Source organism: Pseudomonas petroselini, assembly GCF_045037875.1.
Lineage (GTDB): Bacteria > Pseudomonadota > Gammaproteobacteria > Pseudomonadales > Pseudomonadaceae > Aquipseudomonas > Aquipseudomonas petroselini.
This window is the reverse complement of record NZ_CP173614.1, coordinates 920,230-939,947: the sequence shown is the minus strand read 5'-3', so window position 1 is coordinate 939,947 and position 19,718 is coordinate 920,230. Positions and strand designations below refer to the sequence as shown.

19 protein-coding genes are annotated in these 19,718 nt (G+C 59.1%); 10 read left to right on the top strand and 9 right to left on the bottom strand.

Translation table 11 applies throughout. The features are described from left to right. Nucleotides 1–126 precede the first annotated feature (126 nt). Nucleotides 127–606 (top strand): glycine zipper domain-containing protein, encoded by a 480-nt coding sequence (locus ACI512_RS04420; protein ID WP_012721700.1) that lies wholly within the window; start codon nt 127–129, stop codon nt 604–606. 238 nt (nt 607–844) lie between these two features. Here ACI512_RS04420 and ACI512_RS04415 read toward each other — a convergent pair whose 3' ends face one another. The 4 genes from ACI512_RS04415 to ACI512_RS04400 all read right to left on the bottom strand — a co-directional run bounded on the left by ACI512_RS04415 (nt 845) and on the right by ACI512_RS04400 (nt 5,724). After that, complete coding sequence (locus ACI512_RS04415) at nt 845–1,276, bottom strand: thioesterase family protein (protein ID WP_046034599.1); 432 nt, start codon at nt 1,274–1,276, stop codon at nt 845–847. Nucleotides 1,277–1,337: 61 nt separating this feature from the next. Then, on the bottom strand, nt 1,338–2,192 hold the full coding sequence (locus tag ACI512_RS04410; protein WP_236379595.1) for a M15 family metallopeptidase: 855 nt from the start codon (nt 2,190–2,192) through the stop codon (nt 1,338–1,340). Nucleotides 2,193–2,320: 128 nt separating this feature from the next. Beyond that, nucleotides 2,321–4,264, bottom strand: coding sequence for an ATP-dependent DNA helicase RecQ (locus tag ACI512_RS04405; protein ID WP_236379594.1), 1,944 nt, complete (start codon nt 4,262–4,264; stop codon nt 2,321–2,323). Nucleotides 4,265–4,548: 284 nt separating this feature from the next. Continuing rightward, on the bottom strand, nt 4,549–5,724 hold the full coding sequence (locus tag ACI512_RS04400) for a tetratricopeptide repeat protein (protein WP_236379593.1): 1,176 nt from the start codon (nt 5,722–5,724) through the stop codon (nt 4,549–4,551). Nucleotides 5,725–5,900: 176 nt separating this feature from the next. Here ACI512_RS04400 and ACI512_RS04395 point away from each other — a divergent pair, with 176 nt between their 5' ends. From ACI512_RS04395 to ACI512_RS04385, 3 genes are all read left to right on the top strand, one after another. Then, nucleotides 5,901–6,071 (top strand): YhfG family protein, encoded by a 171-nt coding sequence (locus ACI512_RS04395; RefSeq protein WP_003236014.1) that lies wholly within the window; start codon nt 5,901–5,903, stop codon nt 6,069–6,071. Continuing rightward, nucleotides 6,071–6,670 carry a putative adenosine monophosphate-protein transferase Fic gene (locus ACI512_RS04390; protein WP_236379592.1) on the top strand — a complete coding sequence of 200 codons (600 nt, stop codon included), beginning with the start codon at nt 6,071–6,073 and terminating at the stop codon, nt 6,668–6,670. The genes ACI512_RS04395 and ACI512_RS04390 overlap by 1 nt, the downstream gene beginning before the upstream one ends. 632 nt (nt 6,671–7,302) lie before the next feature. After that, the gene (locus ACI512_RS04385; protein WP_043206099.1) at nt 7,303–7,659 is read left to right on the top strand and encodes a DUF1493 family protein; all 357 of its coding nucleotides are present in this window, start codon (nt 7,303–7,305) and stop codon (nt 7,657–7,659) included. Between the two features lie 283 nt (nt 7,660–7,942). On the opposite strand, the gene ACI512_RS04380 is transcribed toward ACI512_RS04385, so the two are convergent. Both ACI512_RS04380 and hslO read right to left on the bottom strand, forming a co-directional pair. Beyond that, the gene (locus ACI512_RS04380; protein ID WP_012721692.1) at nt 7,943–9,484 is read right to left on the bottom strand and encodes a phosphoenolpyruvate carboxykinase; all 1,542 of its coding nucleotides are present in this window, start codon (nt 9,482–9,484) and stop codon (nt 7,943–7,945) included. A gap of 179 nt (nt 9,485–9,663) precedes the next feature. Then, entirely contained in the window at nt 9,664–10,566 is a 903-nt protein-coding gene (gene hslO / locus ACI512_RS04375; protein ID WP_012721691.1) for an Hsp33 family molecular chaperone HslO, read from the bottom strand. A 125-nt stretch (nt 10,567–10,691) separates the two neighbouring features. Between hslO and ACI512_RS04370 the strand changes: the two genes are divergently transcribed. Continuing rightward, a complete protein-coding gene (locus ACI512_RS04370; protein WP_012721690.1) occupies nt 10,692–11,495 on the top strand; it encodes a phosphatase PAP2 family protein in 804 nt (267 codons plus the stop codon). A gap of 114 nt (nt 11,496–11,609) precedes the next feature. Here the strand turns inward: ACI512_RS04370 and ACI512_RS04365 are convergent, their stop codons facing one another. Continuing rightward, nucleotides 11,610–12,017: an RNA-binding S4 domain-containing protein gene (locus ACI512_RS04365; protein ID WP_012721689.1), complete on the bottom strand. Its 408-nt coding sequence runs from the start codon at nt 12,015–12,017 to the stop codon at nt 11,610–11,612. Nucleotides 12,018–12,133: 116 nt separating this feature from the next. Between ACI512_RS04365 and ACI512_RS04360 the strand changes: the two genes are divergently transcribed. From ACI512_RS04360 to rimK, 3 genes are read left to right on the top strand one after another with little or no spacing between them, the layout of a single operon-like run. Then, nucleotides 12,134–12,913 (top strand): EAL domain-containing protein, encoded by a 780-nt coding sequence (locus ACI512_RS04360; protein ID WP_012721688.1) that lies wholly within the window; start codon nt 12,134–12,136, stop codon nt 12,911–12,913. Nucleotides 12,914–12,959: 46 nt separating this feature from the next. After that, entirely contained in the window at nt 12,960–13,409 is a 450-nt protein-coding gene (locus ACI512_RS04355; protein WP_173390392.1) for an ATP-dependent zinc protease, read from the top strand. After that, nucleotides 13,406–14,311, top strand: coding sequence for a 30S ribosomal protein S6--L-glutamate ligase (gene rimK / locus ACI512_RS04350; protein WP_046034594.1), 906 nt, complete (start codon nt 13,406–13,408; stop codon nt 14,309–14,311). Before ACI512_RS04355 ends, rimK begins: the two co-directional genes overlap by 4 nt. 70 nt (nt 14,312–14,381) lie before the next feature. On the opposite strand, the gene ACI512_RS04345 is transcribed toward rimK, so the two are convergent. Continuing rightward, nucleotides 14,382–15,695, bottom strand: coding sequence for an ATP-binding protein (locus ACI512_RS04345; RefSeq protein WP_012721685.1), 1,314 nt, complete (start codon nt 15,693–15,695; stop codon nt 14,382–14,384). A 116-nt stretch (nt 15,696–15,811) separates the two neighbouring features. Continuing rightward, on the bottom strand, nt 15,812–16,552 hold the full coding sequence (ompR, locus tag ACI512_RS04340) for a two-component system response regulator OmpR (protein ID WP_012721684.1): 741 nt from the start codon (nt 16,550–16,552) through the stop codon (nt 15,812–15,814). Between the two features lie 357 nt (nt 16,553–16,909). On the opposite strand from ompR, the gene ACI512_RS04335 reads away from it, so the two are divergent. Then, nucleotides 16,910–19,234, top strand: coding sequence for a Tex family protein (locus tag ACI512_RS04335; protein WP_236379591.1), 2,325 nt, complete (start codon nt 16,910–16,912; stop codon nt 19,232–19,234). After that, the gene (locus ACI512_RS04330; RefSeq protein WP_064054145.1) at nt 19,234–19,617 is read left to right on the top strand and encodes a PaaI family thioesterase; all 384 of its coding nucleotides are present in this window, start codon (nt 19,234–19,236) and stop codon (nt 19,615–19,617) included. The genes ACI512_RS04335 and ACI512_RS04330 overlap by 1 nt, the downstream gene beginning before the upstream one ends. Nucleotides 19,618–19,718: the final 101 nt, after the last annotated feature.

Below are 19,718 nucleotides of genomic sequence, written 5' to 3'. Positions count from 1 at the left end.
CTTAAGTTCCCTTGTTAAAACAGCAACTTATAGAATTGTGTACAACTCGTGTTACTGGTCGGATTTCTATTGTCACAATCTCGACACAGCCTCAGGATCGCGCCGTCATCCTCTTGAGGTCTCTCTATGAAGTTCTCCTCGATTCTCTTGTTGTCCCTTGGCCTGGTCAGTGGCGCAGCCATGGCCGGTGGCACCACCGAAGCCGGTGTGGGCGGCGCATTGGGCGGGGTACTCGGTTCGGTTGTCGGCCAACAGATCGGCGGTAACACCGGCTCGGCCATCGGCGCAGCCCTCGGCGGCGCAGGCGGCAGTGCGGTCGGTGCAGACAAGCGCAGCCGCGGCGAAGCAGCCATTGGCGGTGCCCTCGGCGCAGCCGGCGGTAACGTGGTAGGCCGCAGCATGGGCGGCAACACCGGCAGCCTGATCGGCGCAGCCGCGGGTGGTGGTGCAGGTGGCGCGCTGGGTAACTACATGGGCAACAAGAGCGATGACGATGACCGTCGTTATCGTGGGCGTGATAACCGTCGTTATGACCGGGATGACCATCGTGGACGCGGGCATGCCTATGGGCATCGCAAGAACAAGCATCACTACCGTCACCGGTAACATCTGAAATACACCCCACATCCAAGGTGTGTGCGGGTTTGTCGTAGTGAGCGGGCTTGCCCCGCGCTGGGGCGCGAAGCGCCCCTGACTCAGGCGCCGCGTTCTTTCAGGCAGAACTGATTGTCAGGTTTTGGGGCGGCTTCGCAGCCCAGCGCAGGGCAAGCCTGCTCACCACCAAGCCTGCTCACCACAACATCCCCCCTCCGACACTTAGCGCCACGGTGTTCGGGGTATCAGGTCAGCTCACCAATCGCTGCAACGCCTCACGCAACGACCCCGGAATACTCACCGGCAGGTTCGACCCCCGATCCACAAACACATGCACAAAGCGCCCTGCCGCACAGGCCTCTTCCTCGCCGGCCTTGAATACCGCCAACTCGTACTGCACTGAGCTATTGCCCAACTTGCCCACCCGCAGGCCGATTTCAATGCGCTCGGGAAAAGCAATCGACGCAAAGTAATCGCACGCTGAGCTCACCACAAACCCCACCACTTCGCCGTCATGAATATCCAACCCACCGTGCTCGATCAGGTAGGTATTCACCGCCGTGTCGAAAAAGCTGTAGTAGGTCACGTTGTTCACATGGCCATACACATCGTTGTCGTGCCAGCGCGTGATGATCGGCTGAAAATGACGGTAGTCCGAGCGTTGTGGCGTGGTTTGAGTCATCGATGAGGCCCTGGAGAGTCGTGCCTCTTAGATACGGGTTTCCGAGCGCTCCCGCAACCACCTACTCAGGGCTGGCCTCAACTACCTGGCGTACGCAGACGGCACGCGCCATGCCATGGTCCTTCTCCAGCGAGGTCGACACGCAATCTCGATAGGACTGAACATAGGTCTCCATGGCCAGCTTTGCCTTTTTAGGTGAAACGCTGGCCAGGTACTCCGCGAACGACGCCCGGCCGATCTGGAAATGGTGGTAATCGATGCGGGTGTCCCAGTAACCCCCCCATGTCAAAAAACCGTTGTTAGCAAACAGATCGATGACATCTTCTGTCCTACCTGGGTAGACAGGCTCGTCAGCACGGACGTTGAGGCGGTTGAGCCCCACGGGCGTCGCAGACTTAGGCTCGATCTTAGCCATCCCTGTGTATTCGCCCTTTTCGTCACGCATGAACGATACGTACGGATTCTGCACCGGGTTGATATCAATGGCGGCACCATAGGCGTGGATAGACCAGCCGGGGCGGCCTGTCAGCGCTCGCCCATTGAAACTGTTGGTGTTGTTATCATCCATCGATGCCTTGTCATCACCCTTGTAATGCTCAAGCGGTACGGCCTTCCTCAATGGAAACCCGCGTTGCAACAAGCCGCTGAAGATTTCCTGGACAAAGGGCGCGACGGCGTCCATTACCACGATACTTCCATCGTCCTGGCGCACACCGTCAAAGTTCACATAGCTGAACGTAACCCGGCTCAAACGCTGGCACGCAAGCGGGTTCTTCTCGCTGATGGTACTGCGCTCCGTCATCAGTCGACAGTCGGCGTCTTTCAACGGCTCGATAGCAGCCATCAGCGGCCAGGCAGTCACCAGACCACAGAACGCCAGTAATGCAGTGAGAAGCTTCGGTGAAGGGATGTCCATGGGAATTGCCTATGTAGAAAGATAGAGCCCCATAGACTCGCATTCCGAACGCATAGCGACTGTCATCCGACTCGCTGATCAGCCCCGATGAAATCCACACGACAAGCCGGAAATATCTTCACACAGGGTTACTGATCCAAAGCACTCAGCCCCGTCTGCGCCCACGTTCTTACCGCTGCGTACGGGTACTCTTCCAAGGCTGCAAAACCCGGTATCCCCCGCGCCTTCAACTTGGTAAACAACGGCACACTGATGCCCCCAAGGAAACGCGTCAGGCGTTCCGCACCTGGCAGTTGGCCGGTGTGTTCATGATGCCTGTGGATAAAATCACCGCACAGTCCCATGAAGTTTTTATCCACAAGCGGCGGCAAGCTTGGCGGTGGCGGCAGGTGCGCAACGTGCCCGTGACACACCGAGCAATGACCGCAACGTTGCGGTGCGTTTTCATCACCAAAATACTTCGCCAGGCGCTGCCCCAGGCAATGCTCGGTGGCGAACAGATCGAGCATGGCGTGAATTCGCGCCACTTCGCCCACCTCGTGCTGCTTGAAGCCTGTGTATAACGATTCGCTCAGTGCCTGTGGGTCAAAATCTGTATTCAGCAAACTGTAGACCTCGGTCATCTGCTTGCTTTCCAGCTCGATCAAGCCCTGCTCCTGGAAATAGTCCAGCGCCTTCACCACCCGCCCACGTTCGGCATTGTGCTGTTGATAAAGCGCGTCAAAATCCACCGTCGCCCAGGTCTTTGCCCGTTTGCAGACCTGGATGATCGCCGCGACAAACTGTTGTCGCTCGCCGGAGAAACGCGCCAGCAAAGCCTCAGGTTCGATCAGGTATTTGAAACGGTATTCGGCGTAGAACGCGTAGCGCGGCGCTATCACGCCCTTGAGCTCCAGCTGCACCAGCAACGTCTTGAGCGGCAGCTCGCGGATATTACTGTGGTCCGACAGCGACCTCAGCAGGAACTCCCACTGCCCCTCACTGCGTGCTGCCTGCAACCCATCGAGTACCCGGCGAATACCGTCCTGCTCGGGCGTATCGCCGTACACAAAGTTTTCCAGCACATTAAGGCTGTCGCGGTTGGCCAACACCAGGCAGTCGGACGGCTGCCCATCACGCCCCGCACGGCCGATTTCCTGGCTGTAGTTCTCGATGGATTTGGGCAGGTCGAAGTGCACCACGTTGCGGATATCACTCTTGTCGATGCCCATTCCAAACGCGATGGTAGCGACAATGCAATGGGAGCGCCCGCCCATGAAACGCTGCTGGATGCCCTCGCGCTTATCGTGAGGTAAACCCGCGTGATAAGCCTCGGCCTGGATGCCATTACGGTTCAGGTGCTCGGCAATCTGCTCCGCGGTTTTCTGCAGGGTGACGTAGACGATGCTGGGCTGATTGGCGCGCTCGTTCATCCACTCCACCAAGCGTCGGCGCTTGTCAGAGCCGCTGACCGGCTCCACCAACAGGTTGAGATTGGGCCGGTAGAAGCCCGTAGTCACCACATCGTCCGGCGCAATGGCGAACTTCGCCTGCATGTCGGCAATCACCTTAGGCGTCGCTGTAGCCGTCAGCAGCAGCGCTTGTGGGATGTTGAACTGACGCTGGTAGTCCGGCAGCTTCAGATAGTCCGGGCGGAAGTTGTGGCCCCATTCGGAAATACAGTGCGCCTCGTCCACGACCAGCAGCGAAATCTGCACACTTTGCAGGAAGTTGCGAAATCGCTCGTTCTTCAAGCGTTCCACCGAAATCATCAAGATTTTCAGCTCACCGGAGCGCGCACGGGCCATCACCTCATTGGCCTCGTCACGGCTCTGGGCCGAATCGATACTGCCTGCCGAAATGCCATGCCGCTGCAGGAAACCCAACTGATCCTGCATCAACGCCAACAACGGCGACACCACCACTGTCAGGTGCGGCAGCAACACCGCCGACAGCTGGTAACACAGGGACTTGCCCGACCCGGTGGGGAAAATTGCCGCCGCCGAACGACCGGCCAGTACTGCGCTGATCGTTTGCTCCTGGCCCAAACGAAACTGTGGATAACCGAAGACCTGCTGGAGGGTGTCGTGCATAGGCTGTCACTCCATTGACCGCTGAGTTGGCTCCAAAACATAGCCTGGGAATCTCAGCGAATCGAGAAAGGTCGCGAGGAAAAAAGAGACAGGATGATACACAGGGTACTGCGGTGGCCTTGGGCCAAATGCGACAAGGTCGAATGCAGTTGTAGGAATAACACCAACCAAATGTGAGAGGGGGCTTGCTCCCGATAGCAGAGTGTCAGCAGTACCTCTGTACTGATAACACCACCATCGGGAGCAAGCCCCCTCCTGCACCTTAGCGCTGCACGGCAGCTGAATCAGCGATTCTGCACCCGCTCAATCGCCGTGTCATACACCGGATTGGCCTTCTGTTCCTTGGCCAACTGGTAGTGACGCAACGCATCGGCAAACTGCCCTGCCGCTTCGTAGATCCGCGCAATGTTGTAATAAGCGCCAGCCCGCACCGTCGCAGCGTTCGCGCCGTTCGCCAGGGCGATGGCCTTGCGGTTGGCCCAGATAGACTCGGCAGTATTGCCGGCTTTCTGATACGCCAGGCCCAGGTTGCCGTAGGCCTTGCCGAAACCATTGTCCAGTTCGATCGCCTGACGGAACAGGTCGATGGCCTGGTCTAGGTTACCCGCCTGGTAGACCGCCTCACCTTGGAGGTTCAGACGTTTCGCATCGGTTTGTGCGGAAGAACTGACCGCGACAGCGGTAATCGCCACGCTGTCGTCCAGCAACGGTTTGACTTCGTTCAGTACACTCGCGGCATTCACGGTCACGCCGCTGAAGGTGTTGATGTCCTGGAAGTCACCGCTGCCGGTCATGCGGAACACCGTCCACAGGTTACCGCTGCGGTTTTTCGGCACGTAATAGGTGCGCACCAGCGATTGACCCATGTACACGAACACCTTGGCTTCGCTGTTGGACAGCTGACGCGAGCCCGGATTGCCGCCATTGCTGAAGTCGTGCACGGCGTACACGTAGCTTTCGCCGTAGTGCTTCTTCTGCAAGGTGATGGTTTCCGGGCCGTAGCTGTCGGTGTCATCCACATCCAGCTCGGCATCGGTGCCGTTCTTGTTCTCGAAATAGATGTTATTGCCGGGGAAAATCATGTGGGAGTCGAGGTCACGCGGGGTCTTGCCCCACGTCAGCACCACGCGCAGGCCGTCGAGGTTTTCCATTACCGGGCTGATGGCATACGTCATGCCTGCGCACGGGCACTTCACCACCAGATTGGAGTAGCCGGGCTTCTTGATGATCAGCAGGTTGGTGCCATCGTCTGCACCTTCGCTGGTGAGCGTCACCTGACCCTGGGCGTTGGTGCGGCCCACTATGTTCTGCGCGCCATTGCGTTGCAGCAACACTTCGGCGTCAGCGATCTTCTGATCCTTGACCACTGCACTGAGCACTTCAATCGGCAATTGCTCGGCCTGAACCGAAAAAGCCACCGCACACAAAGACATCGCCGAGGCGATACGCAGCAAACCCATGCTTAACTTCCCTTTAAGTAGTGGGCGGAATCGCCCTACAAGATTTTGCGGTGAAACATACCCTGAAATCAGGCTACTGGCGGATTTTTTGCACAAAATGTGACGTGGTTTTTATCCCGCCTGCCCATTGAAGCATTGCGCTACAATCAAGCCTTGCCACCCAGGAGTACGCTGCGATGAGCGAACTGACGTTTGAGCAAAAACAGGATCACTACCACAAGATCCGCCGTTCCAATTACCTGGCCAGCCTGCGCCTGGAAGGGTTCGACACCCAACCGGCGGACGTCGACAAACCCTTGCCGACCCGCGAAGCCGTCCTCGCCAAGTACCGCAACACCCCACGCTGATGCTCGACAAATACGGGGTGGGCCAGGATCCGTACTGCTATCCCGGTAGCAGCGTCCTGCGCAACCGCCTCGATTTGCTCGACGAAACGCGCCTGCACCAGGCCGAGCGGGAGCTTTCCGAAATCGCCGTAGGCAGCCTCCCCCTCTTCGCGCCGCCCTACGATCTTGAGCGCCTGCAACATATCCACCGCACCCTGTTCGGCGATATCTACAACTGGGCCGGAGAACTGCGCAGCGTCAACATCCAGAAAGGCGACACCCTGTTCTGCACCCCGGAACGCATCCCGCCGGAAGCGGCGAAAATCATCCGGCGCATGGCAGAGGCGAACTGGTATGTCGGCGCGAGTCAGGCCGAGTTGATCACACAGATTGCTAAAGCCTACGGCGACCTCAACGTCATCCACCCCTTCCGAGAAGGCAACGGCCGGGCGCAGCGGATCCTATTCGAACAGATCATCGTGAACGCGGGTTTTTCGGTGAACTGGTGGCTGGTCAAACACGCGGCGTGGGTACCGGCGAATATTGATGCGGTGGCGTGTGATTACCGGGGGTTGGAGGCGATTTTTGAGCGGTGTGTGAGTCGGCCTGCCAGCGCCTGAGCATTGTCATCATGGGCAAGCTCGGCGCCCACATTTGGCCGCTTTTACCTGTTGCCTCGCTGCCAAGCCATAAATGCCGGAAACCGCTGTAAGAAATCTCCAAACGCTGCGACATCCTCTTCCCAAACTGCTTCAAACACCCACTCTCCCCTCTACAGAAGTTACCCGCTGCTGAATGAAAATAGCGCGGTCTCCACTTTCTCGGCAGAAACCCGTGAACATCGAAAGGACTCAACACATCGACCACTATGGCGCCACCTTCGCAGGGGTGCCCGGTAATCACCCCATTGGGGTCAGCCCTCAGCGATCACCCTCAGCCTTCGTCCGACCTTACCAAGGTGGATGAAACGATGACCGAATATGCTCCTTGGATCATTCTCATCACCCTCGTCACACTCGCCGTATTGCTCGACAGAAAGATCAAGCGTCCTGCCCTCAGAACATGGGTTGGGTTCACCCTGATAGTTGCAGGCCCAGTACTTCTGTTTGGCGCCACACGCTGGATAACCGAGCTACAATTCGACAGCATTCCGGTGCTTGCTTTTAGCTACGGCATTCGCTTGCTGATCACCCGAAACAAATATCGCCCCCAACGCAACCATCCCCCTCACCCACTCCTGCGTGCCCCCACCATGAACCTCGCCCCCAACTTCCCCGAAGACCCCGTCATGCAGCAACTCCTGCAACTGCTGCACGAAGAAATCGGCCTGCCGAAACACAAGACGATCCGCCTGCAAACTTCACTCAATTTCGACCTCGGTTGCGATGGCGGCGAGGCCAAGCAACTGATGGAAGCGCTGGAGCAGGAATTTGCCCTCGACCTGGGTGACTACGACACTTATCGTTACTTCAACCCGCCGGTGTTTGATGTGTTCCTCAAACGCAGGGCCAAGGGGCGCGGCGAAAAAGTGCCGCTGACCATCGGCATGCTCTACCTGGCTATCAAGACCCATAGCTGGGATACGCAGACGCTGGAAAACCTGAGCTGAGGAAACATGAATTCCAGGCACACCGGAACTCAAATGTGGGAGGGGGCTTGCCCCCGATAGCAGAGTGTCAGTCAGCAGATGTGCGACTGATACACCGCCATCGGGAGCCCCCTCCCACATTGGATCTACGCTAAGTTGGCGAGCTGTGTTGCAAACATATGGACGTAACAATGGGCCTGCTGGGGGCCTGCTGGTCGGCGCTGTGGTTTTGCACATCGCCGGCTAACATCGCACCCACAAAAAAGCCGCCCACAAGAGGCGGCTTTTTCATAACGATCGACTCTTACAACTTAGGACCCGCAGCCTTGATCGCATCGCTCACTTCAAACTTCTTGAAGTTCTCGATGAACAGACCGGCCAGCGCCTTCGCCGCTTCGTCGTAAGCGGCCTTGTCAGCCCAAGTGTTACGTGGGTTCAACAGGCCAGTCTCAACGCCCGGCACTGCCAGTGGCACGTCGAGGTTGATGGTGTCGAGGTGCTCGGTTTCAGCACCGATCAACGCGCCGCTCTGGATCGCTGCGATCACGCCGCGAGTGGTCGGAATGTTGAAGCGTTTGCCGACGCCGTAGCCGCCGCCGGTCCAGCCGGTGTTGACCAGGTAGACCTTGGAGCCGAAACCGCGGATGCGCTTGATCAGCAGCTCAGCGTATTCGCCAGCCGGACGTGGGAAGAACGGTGCGCCGAAGCAGGTGGAGAAGGTCGACTTGATGCCGCCGCCGGACCCCATTTCGGTCGAACCCACCAGTGCGGTGTAGCCGGACAAGAAGTGGTAGGCCGCTTGTTCTTCGCTGAGGATCGACACGGGCGGCAGTACGCCGGTCAGGTCGCAGGTCAGGAAGATCACCGCGTTTGGCTCGCCGCCCAGGTTCTTCTCGGAACGCTTGGCGACGTGCTCCAGCGGATACGCCGCGCGGCTGTTCTGAGTGAGGCTGACGTTGGTGTAGTCGGCGTGCTTGGCGTCGTCGATGACGACGTTTTCCAACACAGCGCCGTGCTTGATGGCTTTCCAGATGACCGGCTCGTTCTTCTCGGACAAGTCGATGCACTTGGCATAGCAACCGCCTTCGATATTGAACACTACGCCCTCGCCCCAGCCGTGTTCGTCGTCACCGATCAGGTAACGGCTTTCGTCGGCGGACAGGGTGGTTTTGCCGGTGCCGGACAGACCGAAGAACAGGGTCACGTCGCCTGCTTCGCCGATGTTGGCGGCGCAGTGCATCGGCAGTACGTCGGAAGCCGGCAGCAGGAAGTTCTGCACCGAGAACATGGCTTTTTTCATTTCACCGGCGTAACGCATGCCGGCGATCAGGACTTTTTTCTGCGCGAAGTTGAGGATCACGCAACCATCGGAGTTGGTGCCGTCACGCTCTGGCACGCATTCGAAGTTGGCGACGTTGAGCACTTGCCACTCATCACGACCGGCCGGGTTGTATTTTGCCGGGTTGATGAACAGGCAACGACCGAACAGGTTCTGCCAGGCAGTCTGGGTGGTCATCTTCACAGCCAGGTAGTGGTCTTCGGCGGACCCTACATGCACGTGGGAAACGAAGTGCTCTTGCGCGTTGTTGAACGCTTCGACACGAGCCCACAGGGCATCGAACTTGTCGGCCGGGAACTTGCGGTTGATCGGGCCCCAGGCGATAGCGTCCTGGGTGGAAGGCTCTTCAACGATGAAACGATCGACTGGCGAACGGCCGGTACGGTGACCGGTTTCGACAACCAGCGCGCCAGTATCGGCAAGCACGCCTTCACCGCGCTGCAGGGCTTCTTTGACCAGATCGTCAACACTCAGATCGGTGTATACGGCGTTATTGGCTTGCGTCATGAGGTTCCCCGTCGGCCTATGGCCGAGTGCTCCAAACGTTTTGTAGTAGAAAGTTGCGCACTACTACCGCGAAAAAAGTGGGCCGGATTATGCCAGAAAAGCCCAAAAAGAGTAGGGCCCTCCCGTCAGAACAGCGCTAATCCGGCATTTGTCAGGTGATTTACCTGTGCTTAAACGTTTTAGTGGCGGGTATCGGAAGGGCTGTCGATGCCTGCGCCCGCGAATAATTGGGCAACATCGGCGGCATCGAACAGGTAACGCTCGTTGCAGAACTGGCAGTCAATCTCGATATTTCCACCGTGCTCAACCACCAGATTTTGCGCATCTTCAAGGCCCAGGCTGACCAAGGCATTGGCCGAACGCTCGCGCGAGCAACTGCAGTTGAAGCGCAGGGACTGCTCTTCGAACAGGCGCACGGCCTCTTCGTGGTACAGGCGGTGCAGGATGGTTTCGTTGTCCAGGCCCAACAGCTCTTCAGCCGTCAGGGTGCCGGCCAGGGCGGTCAGCTTGCGCCAGCTGTCGGTGCGCTCATCGTCGTCCTTGATGCGGTCAGCCGGCAATTGCTGCAACAATAGGCCACGGGCCCGCTTGCCATCGGCATTGAGCCAGAACTTGGTGCCGACTTGCTGGGACATCACGAAATAGTTGGTGAAGCAGTCCGACAGGGTTTCGCCGTCCAGATCGACGATGCCCTGGTAGCGCTGGCCTTCGGTCGGGTCCACGGTGATCGCCAGCACGCCGTTGGCCATCAAGTCGGACAAGGTCGCATCCGGGGCAATCTGGTCCGCTTCGTAACGGGCCAGGCCGCGGATTTCCCGCTCGCTGGAACATTCGATCATCAGCATCGGAACCGGGCCTTCGGAGCGTGCCTGCAAAATCAGCAGACCGTCGAATTTCATGGTGCCTACCAGCAGCGAAGCGGCCGCCATCAGCTCGCCGAGCAGTTGCGCGACCGGCTCCGGATAGGGGTGCTTGGCGAGGACTTCGGCATAGCTGCGCTCCAGCGAGACCAGTTCGCCGCGGGCGTCGTTCTCGTCGAAGATGAAGCGTTGGGTGAAGTCGGTATCCGGTAGATCAGTCATAGGTCTGGGTATCTGAATTGATGACAAAATGATTACAAGGTTTATAAAATTAAACGCTTTAGCACCATCTTGGTGCGGCTTTCTCCTGGAAACAGAGAGCTTCATAGAGCGAAGAGGGACAGTTTATGAACAATCCGGGTTTGTTCCAAGCCAAGTGGAACCTCCGGCGATGGGCTCTTTGCAATCTACTCGCTATCGGACTGCTGTGTTTTTGGCTGTGGCCCACGGGGCAGATGCTATGTGTGATTTTCGACGAGTGGCTGTTTCATCTGCTGAATGACCCGCTGGCAACCCACTCCACGTGGCTGCACATATGGGCTGTGGCCAGTTTGCGGCCGTTTGATGCGGTGGTTGGGGTGATTCTGCTGGCACTGCTGATTCGTGGTGACTGGGTGTTCAAGGCCGTGCAGGTGCGCCAGGCAGTGTTAGGTTTTGTCGGTGTTCTGCTGCTGTTGTTGTTTATCCGCATGCTGTTTTCCAAACTCGCCGCGCAAATGGGCTGGCAACACAGCAGCCCGTCTATGGTGATCAGCGGGGCGGTGCAGATGAGTGACTATTTCCCTGGGCTGGAGAAGACCTGGGAATTGAAGGACCGTTCGAGCCAGAGCTTCCCGGGAGATCATGCTTCGGTGTTGTTGATCTGGGCGATGTTCATGACGGTATTCGCCAGGCGCTTCGGGCAACTTCTGGTGATCTGGGGGCTGGCACTGCTATTCATGATGCCTCGGCTGGTAGCGGGGGCGCATTGGGGGCAGGACGATTACATCGGCGGGGTGTTGCTGGCGCTGTTGGCGTTAGGCTGGGGGTATTACACGCCGTTTGCGGCAAAGGTATCGAGTGGGTTGTCGCGGGTATCGGCGCCGCTGTTTGGGCTGGCTGCTCGTCTACCCGTAGTGAGGCGAATGAGCGTCGTTAGAACTGCGCAATAATTTGTGGTGAGCGAGCTTGCTCGCGCGGGGCTGCGGAGCGGCCCCAAAAAAGGGAGCGCTGCGCACTCCAGCGCGGGGCAAGCCCGCTCACTACAAAAGCCCGTTCGATTGAGGCTAGTCATCGTTGCCACTGCCGCGAAACTTGAAGAGATCGCGACGTTGTTTCTTGCTCGGCTTGCCATCGGTGGTCATGCCTGTGGCGCCCGCCTTGCGCATGGCCGCCGCGTTTTCGCGTTTGGCGATACTGGCTTCGGTCTCGGTGTAGAGCGCCTGCGCTTCGGGCGCACCACGGCGCACGATGGAAAGCGCCTGGACGACGACCGTCTTTTCATCAAATCCAGTACGAATCTGGAACTCATCTCCGACGCGCGGCTCCTTGCCCGGCTTGCAGCGCTCACCCCGATGATGCACCTTGCCACTCTCGATAGCGGCCTTCGCCAAGGCACGGGTTTTATAGAACCGCGCTGCCCACAGCCACTTGTCCAGACGGACCTTTTCTTCCTCTTCCTGCTTTTGAGCCACTTGAATTCCTCGCTCTGAAAAATGTCGCAACCTTACCGTTGAAACCCTTCGACGCATAAACCCCAAGGCTCACCTAAGATACGCCAGGTAGCACCCTGTTTTCGCGAGGATACGCTGTGACCGACTTCCCCCTTTCACTCACCTCGCCCAACCAGCGCTGCGTGGGTTGCCAGCAAAGCGAGCCCTTGGGGTTCGATTTTGCGTTCGCCTACCAGCCTATCGTAGACCTTCGGGACCATTCGATCTTCGCCCACGAAGCCTTGGTGCGCGGCACCCACGGCGAAGGGGCGCTGTCGGTGCTGGACCAGGTCAACGAAAGCAACCGCTACCGCTTCGACCAACGTTGCCGAACCCAGGCGATAGCCGGGGCGGCGGCCCTGGGGATGCAAACCCACCTTTCGATCAACTTCATGCCCAATGCCGTGTACCGTCCGGAATTGTGTATCCGTAGCACCCTGGAAGCGGCTCGCGCACACAATTTTCCACTGAACCAACTGATTTTCGAGACACTGGAAAGCGAGCATGTAGATAACTATCGCCATTTGACCAATATTCTGCGTGAATACCGCGAATTCGGCTTCAAGACCGCCATCGACGATTTCGGCGCGGGCTATTCGGGGCTGAACCTGCTGGCCGATTTCCAACCTGACCTGATCAAACTCGACATGGCGCTTATCCGCGATGTTGACCAGGATCGTGTCCGTCAGGTCATCGTCCAAGGGATTGTCACAATCTGTGAGCAGTTGGGGGTTACTGTCATCGCCGAAGGCATCGAAAGTGCCGGCGAGCGCGACTTCCTGTCCGACTGCGGAATTTTTCTGATGCAGGGTTATTGGTTCGCCAAGCCTGCATTCAACGCCCTGGCCGAGGTTTCACCCCAGGCCTGGGCGAATTGACCGGTTACCCATATTGAAGACATTTGACCATTTGACCGTTGTGGGTCTGCGTGAGTGGGTGGCACTTCCCGACCTGGGAGTGGCAGGCCTGCGTGCGAAGATCGACACCGGTGCCAGCACCTCCAGCCTGCACGCCACCGATATCGAGCCGTTTGAGCGCGACGGTGAAAACTGGGTGCGCTTTACCGCACACCTGGGCAGCGTGGTGCAACTGCGTCACCGTCGCTGCGAAGCGCCCCTGGTGACGATGAAAACCATCAAGAGCTCCAACGGTCATGCGCAGGTGCGCTATGTCATCAGCACTACGCTGGCGCTGGGTGATCGGGTCTGGCGGGTGGAGTTCACCCTGGCCTGCCGCAAAGCCATGCGCTACCGCCTGTTGCTGGGCTCCAAGGCCTTGATTGACGGCCAGTTGGTGGTCAATCCCGGCATCAAGTACGTTCAAGACAAGCCGGTGTTCCCGGTCTCCACTATTTCTGCCCCAGGTGCTGCATGAAGATTGCTGTGCTGTCGCGAAACCCGCGTCTGTATTCCACCCGCCGCCTGGTTGAGGCCGGCATCGAACGTGGCCACGAAATGGTGGTGATCGACACGTTGCGTGCCTACATGAACATTGCCAGCCACAAGCCGCAGATCCACTACCGGGGCAAGCCGCTGGAAGGGTTTGATGCCGTCATCCCCCGGATCGGTGCATCGGTGACGTTTTATGGCTGCGCGGTGTTGCGCCAGTTTGAAATGATGGGGGTGTTTCCCCTCAATGAATCCGTAGCCATTGCCCGATCACGGGACAAGTTGCGTTCGCTGCAGTTGCTGTCGCGCCGGGGAATCGGCCTGCCGGTGACCGGCTTTGCCCACTCTCCCGACGACATCCCCGACCTGATCGACATGGTCAATGGCGCGCCACTGGTGATCAAGGTGCTGGAAGGCACCCAGGGCATCGGTGTGGTGCTGTGTGAAACCGCGACAGCGGCGGAGTCCGTGATCGAGGCATTCATGGGCCTCAAGCAGAACATCATGGTGCAGGAATACATCAAGGAAGCCGGCGGGGCCGATATCCGCTGTTTCGTGGTGGGCGACAAGGTGATTGCGGCAATGAAGCGCCAGGCCAAGCCGGGGGAGTTCCGCTCCAACCTGCACCGTGGCGGCAGCGCCAGCCTGATCAAGATAACCCCCGAAGAGCGCATGACCGCACTGCGAGCGGCCAAGGTGATGGGGTTGAGCGTGGCGGGTGTGGATATCCTGCGCTCCAACCACGGCCCCCTGGTAATGGAGGTGAATTCATCGCCGGGGCTTGAAGGGATCGAGACCACCACTGGGAAAAATGTGGCAGGGATCATCATTGAGCATCTGGAGAAGAATGGCGGGCCGAATATGACTCGGACCAAGGGCAAGGGCTGATTAAACCCTGCTTTTGAAACGCCACAAACCAATGTGGGAGCCTGCTCCCATATTGGCTGTGCGTTGTTGCTTAGACTGCGTCTCTAGGCAGCATCAAACCAAGCGGCAAGCGCACACGCGCTTCCAGGCCACCTTCTTCGCGGTTGCGTAACTCAACATTGCCGCCATGCATCGAGGCAATCCGCCGCACAATCGCCAACCCCAGGCCAGTCCCTTTGCCCCCACGAGCACGGTCGCCACGGGTGAACGGGTTGAAAATGCCCTCCAATTCGTCCGGGTCGATACCTGCCCCCCGGTCCATCACGCTCAACACCACATAGGGCGCGGCACTGTCGCCAGACACATAGGCCGCCACTTCCACATCGGAGCCTGCGTGGTGCAAGGCGTTGCCAATCAAGTTGTTCAACAGGCGCTTCATCGATACCCGACGCAACGCAAACGGTTGGATCGGCTCCAGGCGCATGCGCACCTGCTCACCGTTCTGGTTGTAGGGCGCGACGACCTCACGCACCAGGTCCGTCAGGTCGACCTCTTCTACCACCTCATCACGGCCATCGCGGATAAAGGCCAAGAACTGGTCGAGAATAGCGTCCATGTCCTCAATGTCGCGGACCATGTCGTCGGTAAGGTCGGTATGGTTGCCCATCAACTCCAGCGACAAGCGCAGTCGCGTCAACGGTGTGCGCAAGTCATGGGAAACCCCCGCCAGCATCAGCTCGCGTTCGCGACCCGCCTGCTCGACGTCCTCCGCCATCTGGTTGAACGCGCCGTACACCTCGGTCATCTCACTGGGGGTATCGCTGACCGGCAGGCGCACACTGCGCCCCTGCCCCAGCTGACGGGCGGCAAACACCAGGCGTTTAAGTGGCTGGTTGAGCTGGCGGACGAAAATCCACGCGGACGCCGTTGAAAGCAATCCGATGGCGAGGAACCATCCCAATACATTCCAGATTTTTTGTCCGCGCAACGGGTGCGGGTAAAGCGGCACCTTGATCCAGGCATCGCCAAGGCTCGGCGCTCTTACCCACAGTGCGGGAGAAACATGCATGCGAAGGCGTACTTCAGTGTCCTCTCCCAGTTCGTCGCGCATCTGGCGCTGGTAGATCTCGCTGTACGGCCAGTGCTGCTCGCCTTCGGGCACACCGGCCCCTTCGACCCGAATCAGCGTCGACGCCTTTGCCACCTTTTCGCGGTTCTCAGGATCTACGGCCCAGTAGGCACGCAAGGTCAAGGCAACACCGTGGGCGTACTGCCGGTCCACCAGCACGTCTTCGTTCATCAACAGATAAACCAGCGTGAGTGCCTTGGAAAACAGAACGACGATCAGCACCAGCCAAAGGGTGCGAGAGAAGAAACTTTGCGGGAACCACAGCGGGGTTTTCATAGAAGACAGCTAGATACCTTGCAGGAACGAGCGGCGCTCGCAGAATTGCAGACGCCGGGCATCCCGTCGACTCTGGTGGAGTCAAACACCGAGAGGCCCGCCCCGCAAATCATCGGTCAACTGGTTTTATTGCCATCCGGCACAAACACATAACCCACGCCCCACACCGTCTGGATGTACCGTGGCTTGGACGGATCCGGCTCGATCATCCTGCGTAGACGGGAGATCTGCACGTCGATAGAGCGCTCCAGGGCGTCCCATTCCCGGCCACGGGCCAGGTTCATCAGCTTATCGCGCGTCAGGGGCTGGCGAGCGTTCATCACCAGGGCCTTGAGCACGGCGAATTCGCCGGTGGTCAGCATATGCACTTCATCGCCACGCTTGAGCTCACGCGTGGCCAGCGACAGTTCGTAGTCGCCAAAGGTCACGCTTTCGTCTTCGCTGCCCGGTGCGCCCGGCACAGGCAGGGCTTGGCGACGCAGTACGGCTTTGACCCGGGCCATCAGCTCATCAGGGTTGAACGGCTTGGCCAGGTAATCATCGGCGCCCAGTTCGAGGCCCTTGATGCGGCTCAGCTCATCACCCTTGGCGGTGAGCATGATGATGGGAATCTGGTTGTTCGCGCCGCGCAGGCGTTTGCAGGCGGTCAGGCCGTCTTCGCCGGGCAGCATGAGGTCGAGTACGACCAGGTTGAATACCTCACGCCCCAGCAGACGGTCCATCTGCTCGGTGTTCGGCACCGCGCGGGCGCGGTAGCCCTTGGAGTTGAAGAAACGCTCCAACAGGCTGCTCAGCCCTGGATCGTCGTCAACGATGAGAATTTTTTCGCCTTCAGCAGTTTGTGCAGTGCTGCTCATTGGATGCTCCTCTTATCTCGGCGCGCATTATGGCCTAGCTGCCGTTATACGCACCGTGTGCATTGTTAGCAGATTTTTCCTCTACTGCCAGCGAACCCGCGCCCTACAACCGTTGGCGCAATCCCCCCCAAGGGCAGAACGCTGGTTATAATGCGGCGCCGTCGTGCAGGGCAACGTCAGATCGTTACCGTTTGATGCCGAGGCTTTTTTCACCCGCTTGTCGTGATTTTTTCGATTTCGAGGGTCAATAGGCTGCCTCTTGACCCAGGCAGCGGCGCCAGTCGGGCCGCTCAACCAGCCTCCCAAGGCCTTGTTCTCCGGGCCTGCGAGCTGCTTTTAAGAATTTCAGGTGGTTTTATGGACAGCATCAACAGCCGCATCGCCGAGGAACTCGGTGTACGCCCACAACAGGTCGAAGCGGCCGTCGCTCTACTGGATGAAGGCTCCACGGTGCCTTTCATCGCCCGTTACCGTAAAGAAGTGACCGGCAGCCTCGACGACATCCAATTGCGGCACCTGGAAGAGCGCCTGCGCTACCTGCGAGAACTCGACGAACGGCGTATCAGCATTCTCGCCAGCATCGAGGAACAGGGCAAGTTGACCCCGCAGCTTGAGCGCGACATCAAGCTCGCCGACACCAAGACCCGTCTCGAAGACCTCTACCTGCCGTACAAACAGAAGCGTCGCACCAAGGGCCAGATCGCCCTGGAAGCCGGCCTGGGCGAGCTGGCTGACGGCCTGTTCAACGACCCGTCGCTGACCCCCGACACCGAAGCGGCCCGTTTCATCGACGCCGAAAAAGGCGTCGCCGACGTCAAGGCCGCCCTGGAAGGCGCCAAGTACATCCTCATGGAGCGCTTCGCCGAAGACGCCAGCCTGCTGGAGAAACTGCGTACCTACCTCAAGCAGGAAGCCATTCTCAGCGCCCGCGTCATCGCCGGCAAAGAGGAAGAAGGCGCCAAGTTCCGCGATTACTTCGAACACGACGAACCGCTCAAGAGCATGCCGTCCCACCGTGCACTCGCCATTTTCCGTGGCCGCAACGAAGGCATTCTCAGCTCCGCGCTGAAGGTTGGCGACGAGCTGCCGGGCACCATGCACCCGTGCGAAGGCATGATCGGTCAACAATTCGGCATCCAGAATCAGAACCGTCCTGCGGACAAGTGGCTCGGTGAAGTGGTGCGCTGGACTTGGAAGGTCAAGCTCTACACCCACCTGGAAACCGACCTGCTCGGCGAGCTGCGCGACGGCGCCGAAACCGAGGCGATCAACGTCTTCGCCCACAACCTGCATGACCTGCTGCTGTCGGCTCCGGCCGGCCCGCGCGCCACCCTGGGCCTCGACCCAGGCTTGCGTACCGGCTGCAAGGTCGCCGTCGTCGACGCCACCGGCAAGCTGCTGGACCACGCCACTGTGTATCCGCATGTGCCGCACAATAAATGGGACCAGACCCTGGCGATACTTGCCGCCCTGTGCGCCAAGCACGCGGTGGACCTGATCGCCATCGGCAACGGCACCGCCAGCCGTGAAACCGACAAGCTGGCCGCCGAACTGATCAAAAAATACCCAGCCATGAAGATGACCAAGGTCATGGTTTCCGAAGCCGGTGCTTCGGTGTACTCGGCGTCGGAACTGGCGTCCAAGGAGTTCCCGGACCTCGACGTGTCGATCCGTGGCGCGGTGTCCATCGCCCGTCGCCTGCAGGATCCCCTGGCCGAACTGGTGAAGATCGACCCTAAATCCATCGGCGTCGGCCAGTACCAGCACGACGTGTCGCAGCTGAAACTGGCGCGCGGCCTGGATGCGGTCGTGGAAGACTGCGTAAACGCCGTGGGCGTGGATGTGAACACGGCCTCCGTGGCACTGCTGGCGCGTATTTCCGGCCTTAACGCCACGCTGGCGCAGAACATCGTCACTCACCGTGACGAAAACGGCGCCTTCAAAACCCGTGCGGCACTGAAAAAAGTCGCACGCCTGGGTGAAAAAACCTTCGAACAATCCGCCGGCTTCCTACGCGTAATGAACGGTGACAACCCGCTGGACGCTTCGGCGGTTCACCCGGAAGCCTACCCGCTGGTGCAACGCATCGCTGCCGAGACTGACCGTGACATCCGTTCGCTGATCGGTGACGCCGCGTTCCTCAAGCGCCTGGACCCAAAGAAGTACACCGACGAAACCTTCGGCGTACCGACCATCACCGACATCCTGCAAGAGCTGGAAAAACCTGGCCGCGACCCACGTCCCGAGTTCAAGACTGCCGAGTTCCAGGACGGCGTCGAAGACCTCAAGGACCTGCAGCTGGGCATGATCCTGGAAGGTGTGGTCACCAACGTGACCAACTTCGGCGCCTTTGTGGACATCGGCGTGCATCAGGACGGTTTGGTGCATATTTCCGCGCTTTCGGAGAAATTCATCAAGGATCCGCGCGAAGCGGTAAAAGCCGGTGATGTGGTCAAGGTCAAGGTCATGGAAGTCGACATCCCACGCAAACGCGTCGGCCTGTCGATGCGCATGAGTGACACCCCCGGCGAGAAAATCGACGGTGCCCGTGGCGCACGCCCAGGCTCGGCGCCGCGCCAGTCGCAAAACACTGCACCGCGCAAGGAAGCCGCCACGGCAGCCCCAAGCAACAACGCCATGGCCTCGCTGTTCGCTAACGCCAAACAGTTGAAGAAACGCTGATGGAGATCCCGGCCGGGTTGACCCAGAGCGCATTCAGCGAGCTGATCGGCTGCCGCCTGCAGCGCCTTGAAGAAGGCATTGCCGAGGTGGCCCTGACCCTGGAGCCGCACTTGCGCAACCGCGCGGGCAAGCTCCATGGTGGGGCGATTTTCAGCCTGGTGGACATTACGATGGGGCTGGCCTGTTCCAGCTCACATGGTTTCGACCAGCAGAGCGCGACCATCGAGTGCAAGATCAATTACATCCGTGCCGTGGAAGACGGCGACGTGCTGTGCACCAGCCGGGTGATTCATGCCGGCCGCCGCACGCTGGTGGTCGAGGCGGATGTGTACCAGGACGAAAGACTTGTCGCAAAAGCGCAGGGCACCTTCGCTGTCCTATAGCTCCTCACCCTCGATTTGAGTTAATTTCGGCGCTGCGACAACAGCGTCGGAATTTTCTTGCCGCGCTGTAGCCAAATTCATGGAGTGAAGTAGGCATTTTC

Bases quoted from the DNA above. Each gene is read 5' to 3' on its own strand.
- ACI512_RS04420 (WP_012721700.1), top strand. From the start codon at position 127: ATGAAGTTCTCCTCGATTCTCTTGTTGTCCCTTGGCCTGGTCAGTGGC.
- ACI512_RS04415 (WP_046034599.1), bottom strand. From the start codon at position 1,276: ATGACTCAAACCACGCCACAACGCTCGGACTACCGTCATTTTCAGCCG.
- ACI512_RS04410 (WP_236379595.1), bottom strand. From the start codon at position 2,192: ATGGACATCCCTTCACCGAAGCTTCTCACTGCATTACTGGCGTTCTGT.
- ACI512_RS04405 (WP_236379594.1), bottom strand. From the start codon at position 4,264: ATGCACGACACCCTCCAGCAGGTCTTCGGTTATCCACAGTTTCGTTTG.
- ACI512_RS04400 (WP_236379593.1), bottom strand. From the start codon at position 5,724: ATGGGTTTGCTGCGTATCGCCTCGGCGATGTCTTTGTGTGCGGTGGCT.
- ACI512_RS04395 (WP_003236014.1), top strand. From the start codon at position 5,901: ATGAGCGAACTGACGTTTGAGCAAAAACAGGATCACTACCACAAGATC.
- ACI512_RS04390 (WP_236379592.1), top strand. From the start codon at position 6,071: ATGCTCGACAAATACGGGGTGGGCCAGGATCCGTACTGCTATCCCGGT.
- ACI512_RS04385 (WP_043206099.1), top strand. From the start codon at position 7,303: ATGAACCTCGCCCCCAACTTCCCCGAAGACCCCGTCATGCAGCAACTC.
- ACI512_RS04380 (WP_012721692.1), bottom strand. From the start codon at position 9,484: ATGACGCAAGCCAATAACGCCGTATACACCGATCTGAGTGTTGACGAT.
- hslO (WP_012721691.1), bottom strand. From the start codon at position 10,566: ATGACTGATCTACCGGATACCGACTTCACCCAACGCTTCATCTTCGAC.
- ACI512_RS04370 (WP_012721690.1), top strand. From the start codon at position 10,692: ATGAACAATCCGGGTTTGTTCCAAGCCAAGTGGAACCTCCGGCGATGG.
- rimK (WP_046034594.1), top strand. From the start codon at position 13,406: ATGAAGATTGCTGTGCTGTCGCGAAACCCGCGTCTGTATTCCACCCGC.
- ACI512_RS04345 (WP_012721685.1), bottom strand. From the start codon at position 15,695: ATGAAAACCCCGCTGTGGTTCCCGCAAAGTTTCTTCTCTCGCACCCTT.
- ompR (WP_012721684.1), bottom strand. From the start codon at position 16,552: ATGAGCAGCACTGCACAAACTGCTGAAGGCGAAAAAATTCTCATCGTT.
- ACI512_RS04335 (WP_236379591.1), top strand. From the start codon at position 16,910: ATGGACAGCATCAACAGCCGCATCGCCGAGGAACTCGGTGTACGCCCA.
- ACI512_RS04330 (WP_064054145.1), top strand. From the start codon at position 19,234: ATGGAGATCCCGGCCGGGTTGACCCAGAGCGCATTCAGCGAGCTGATC.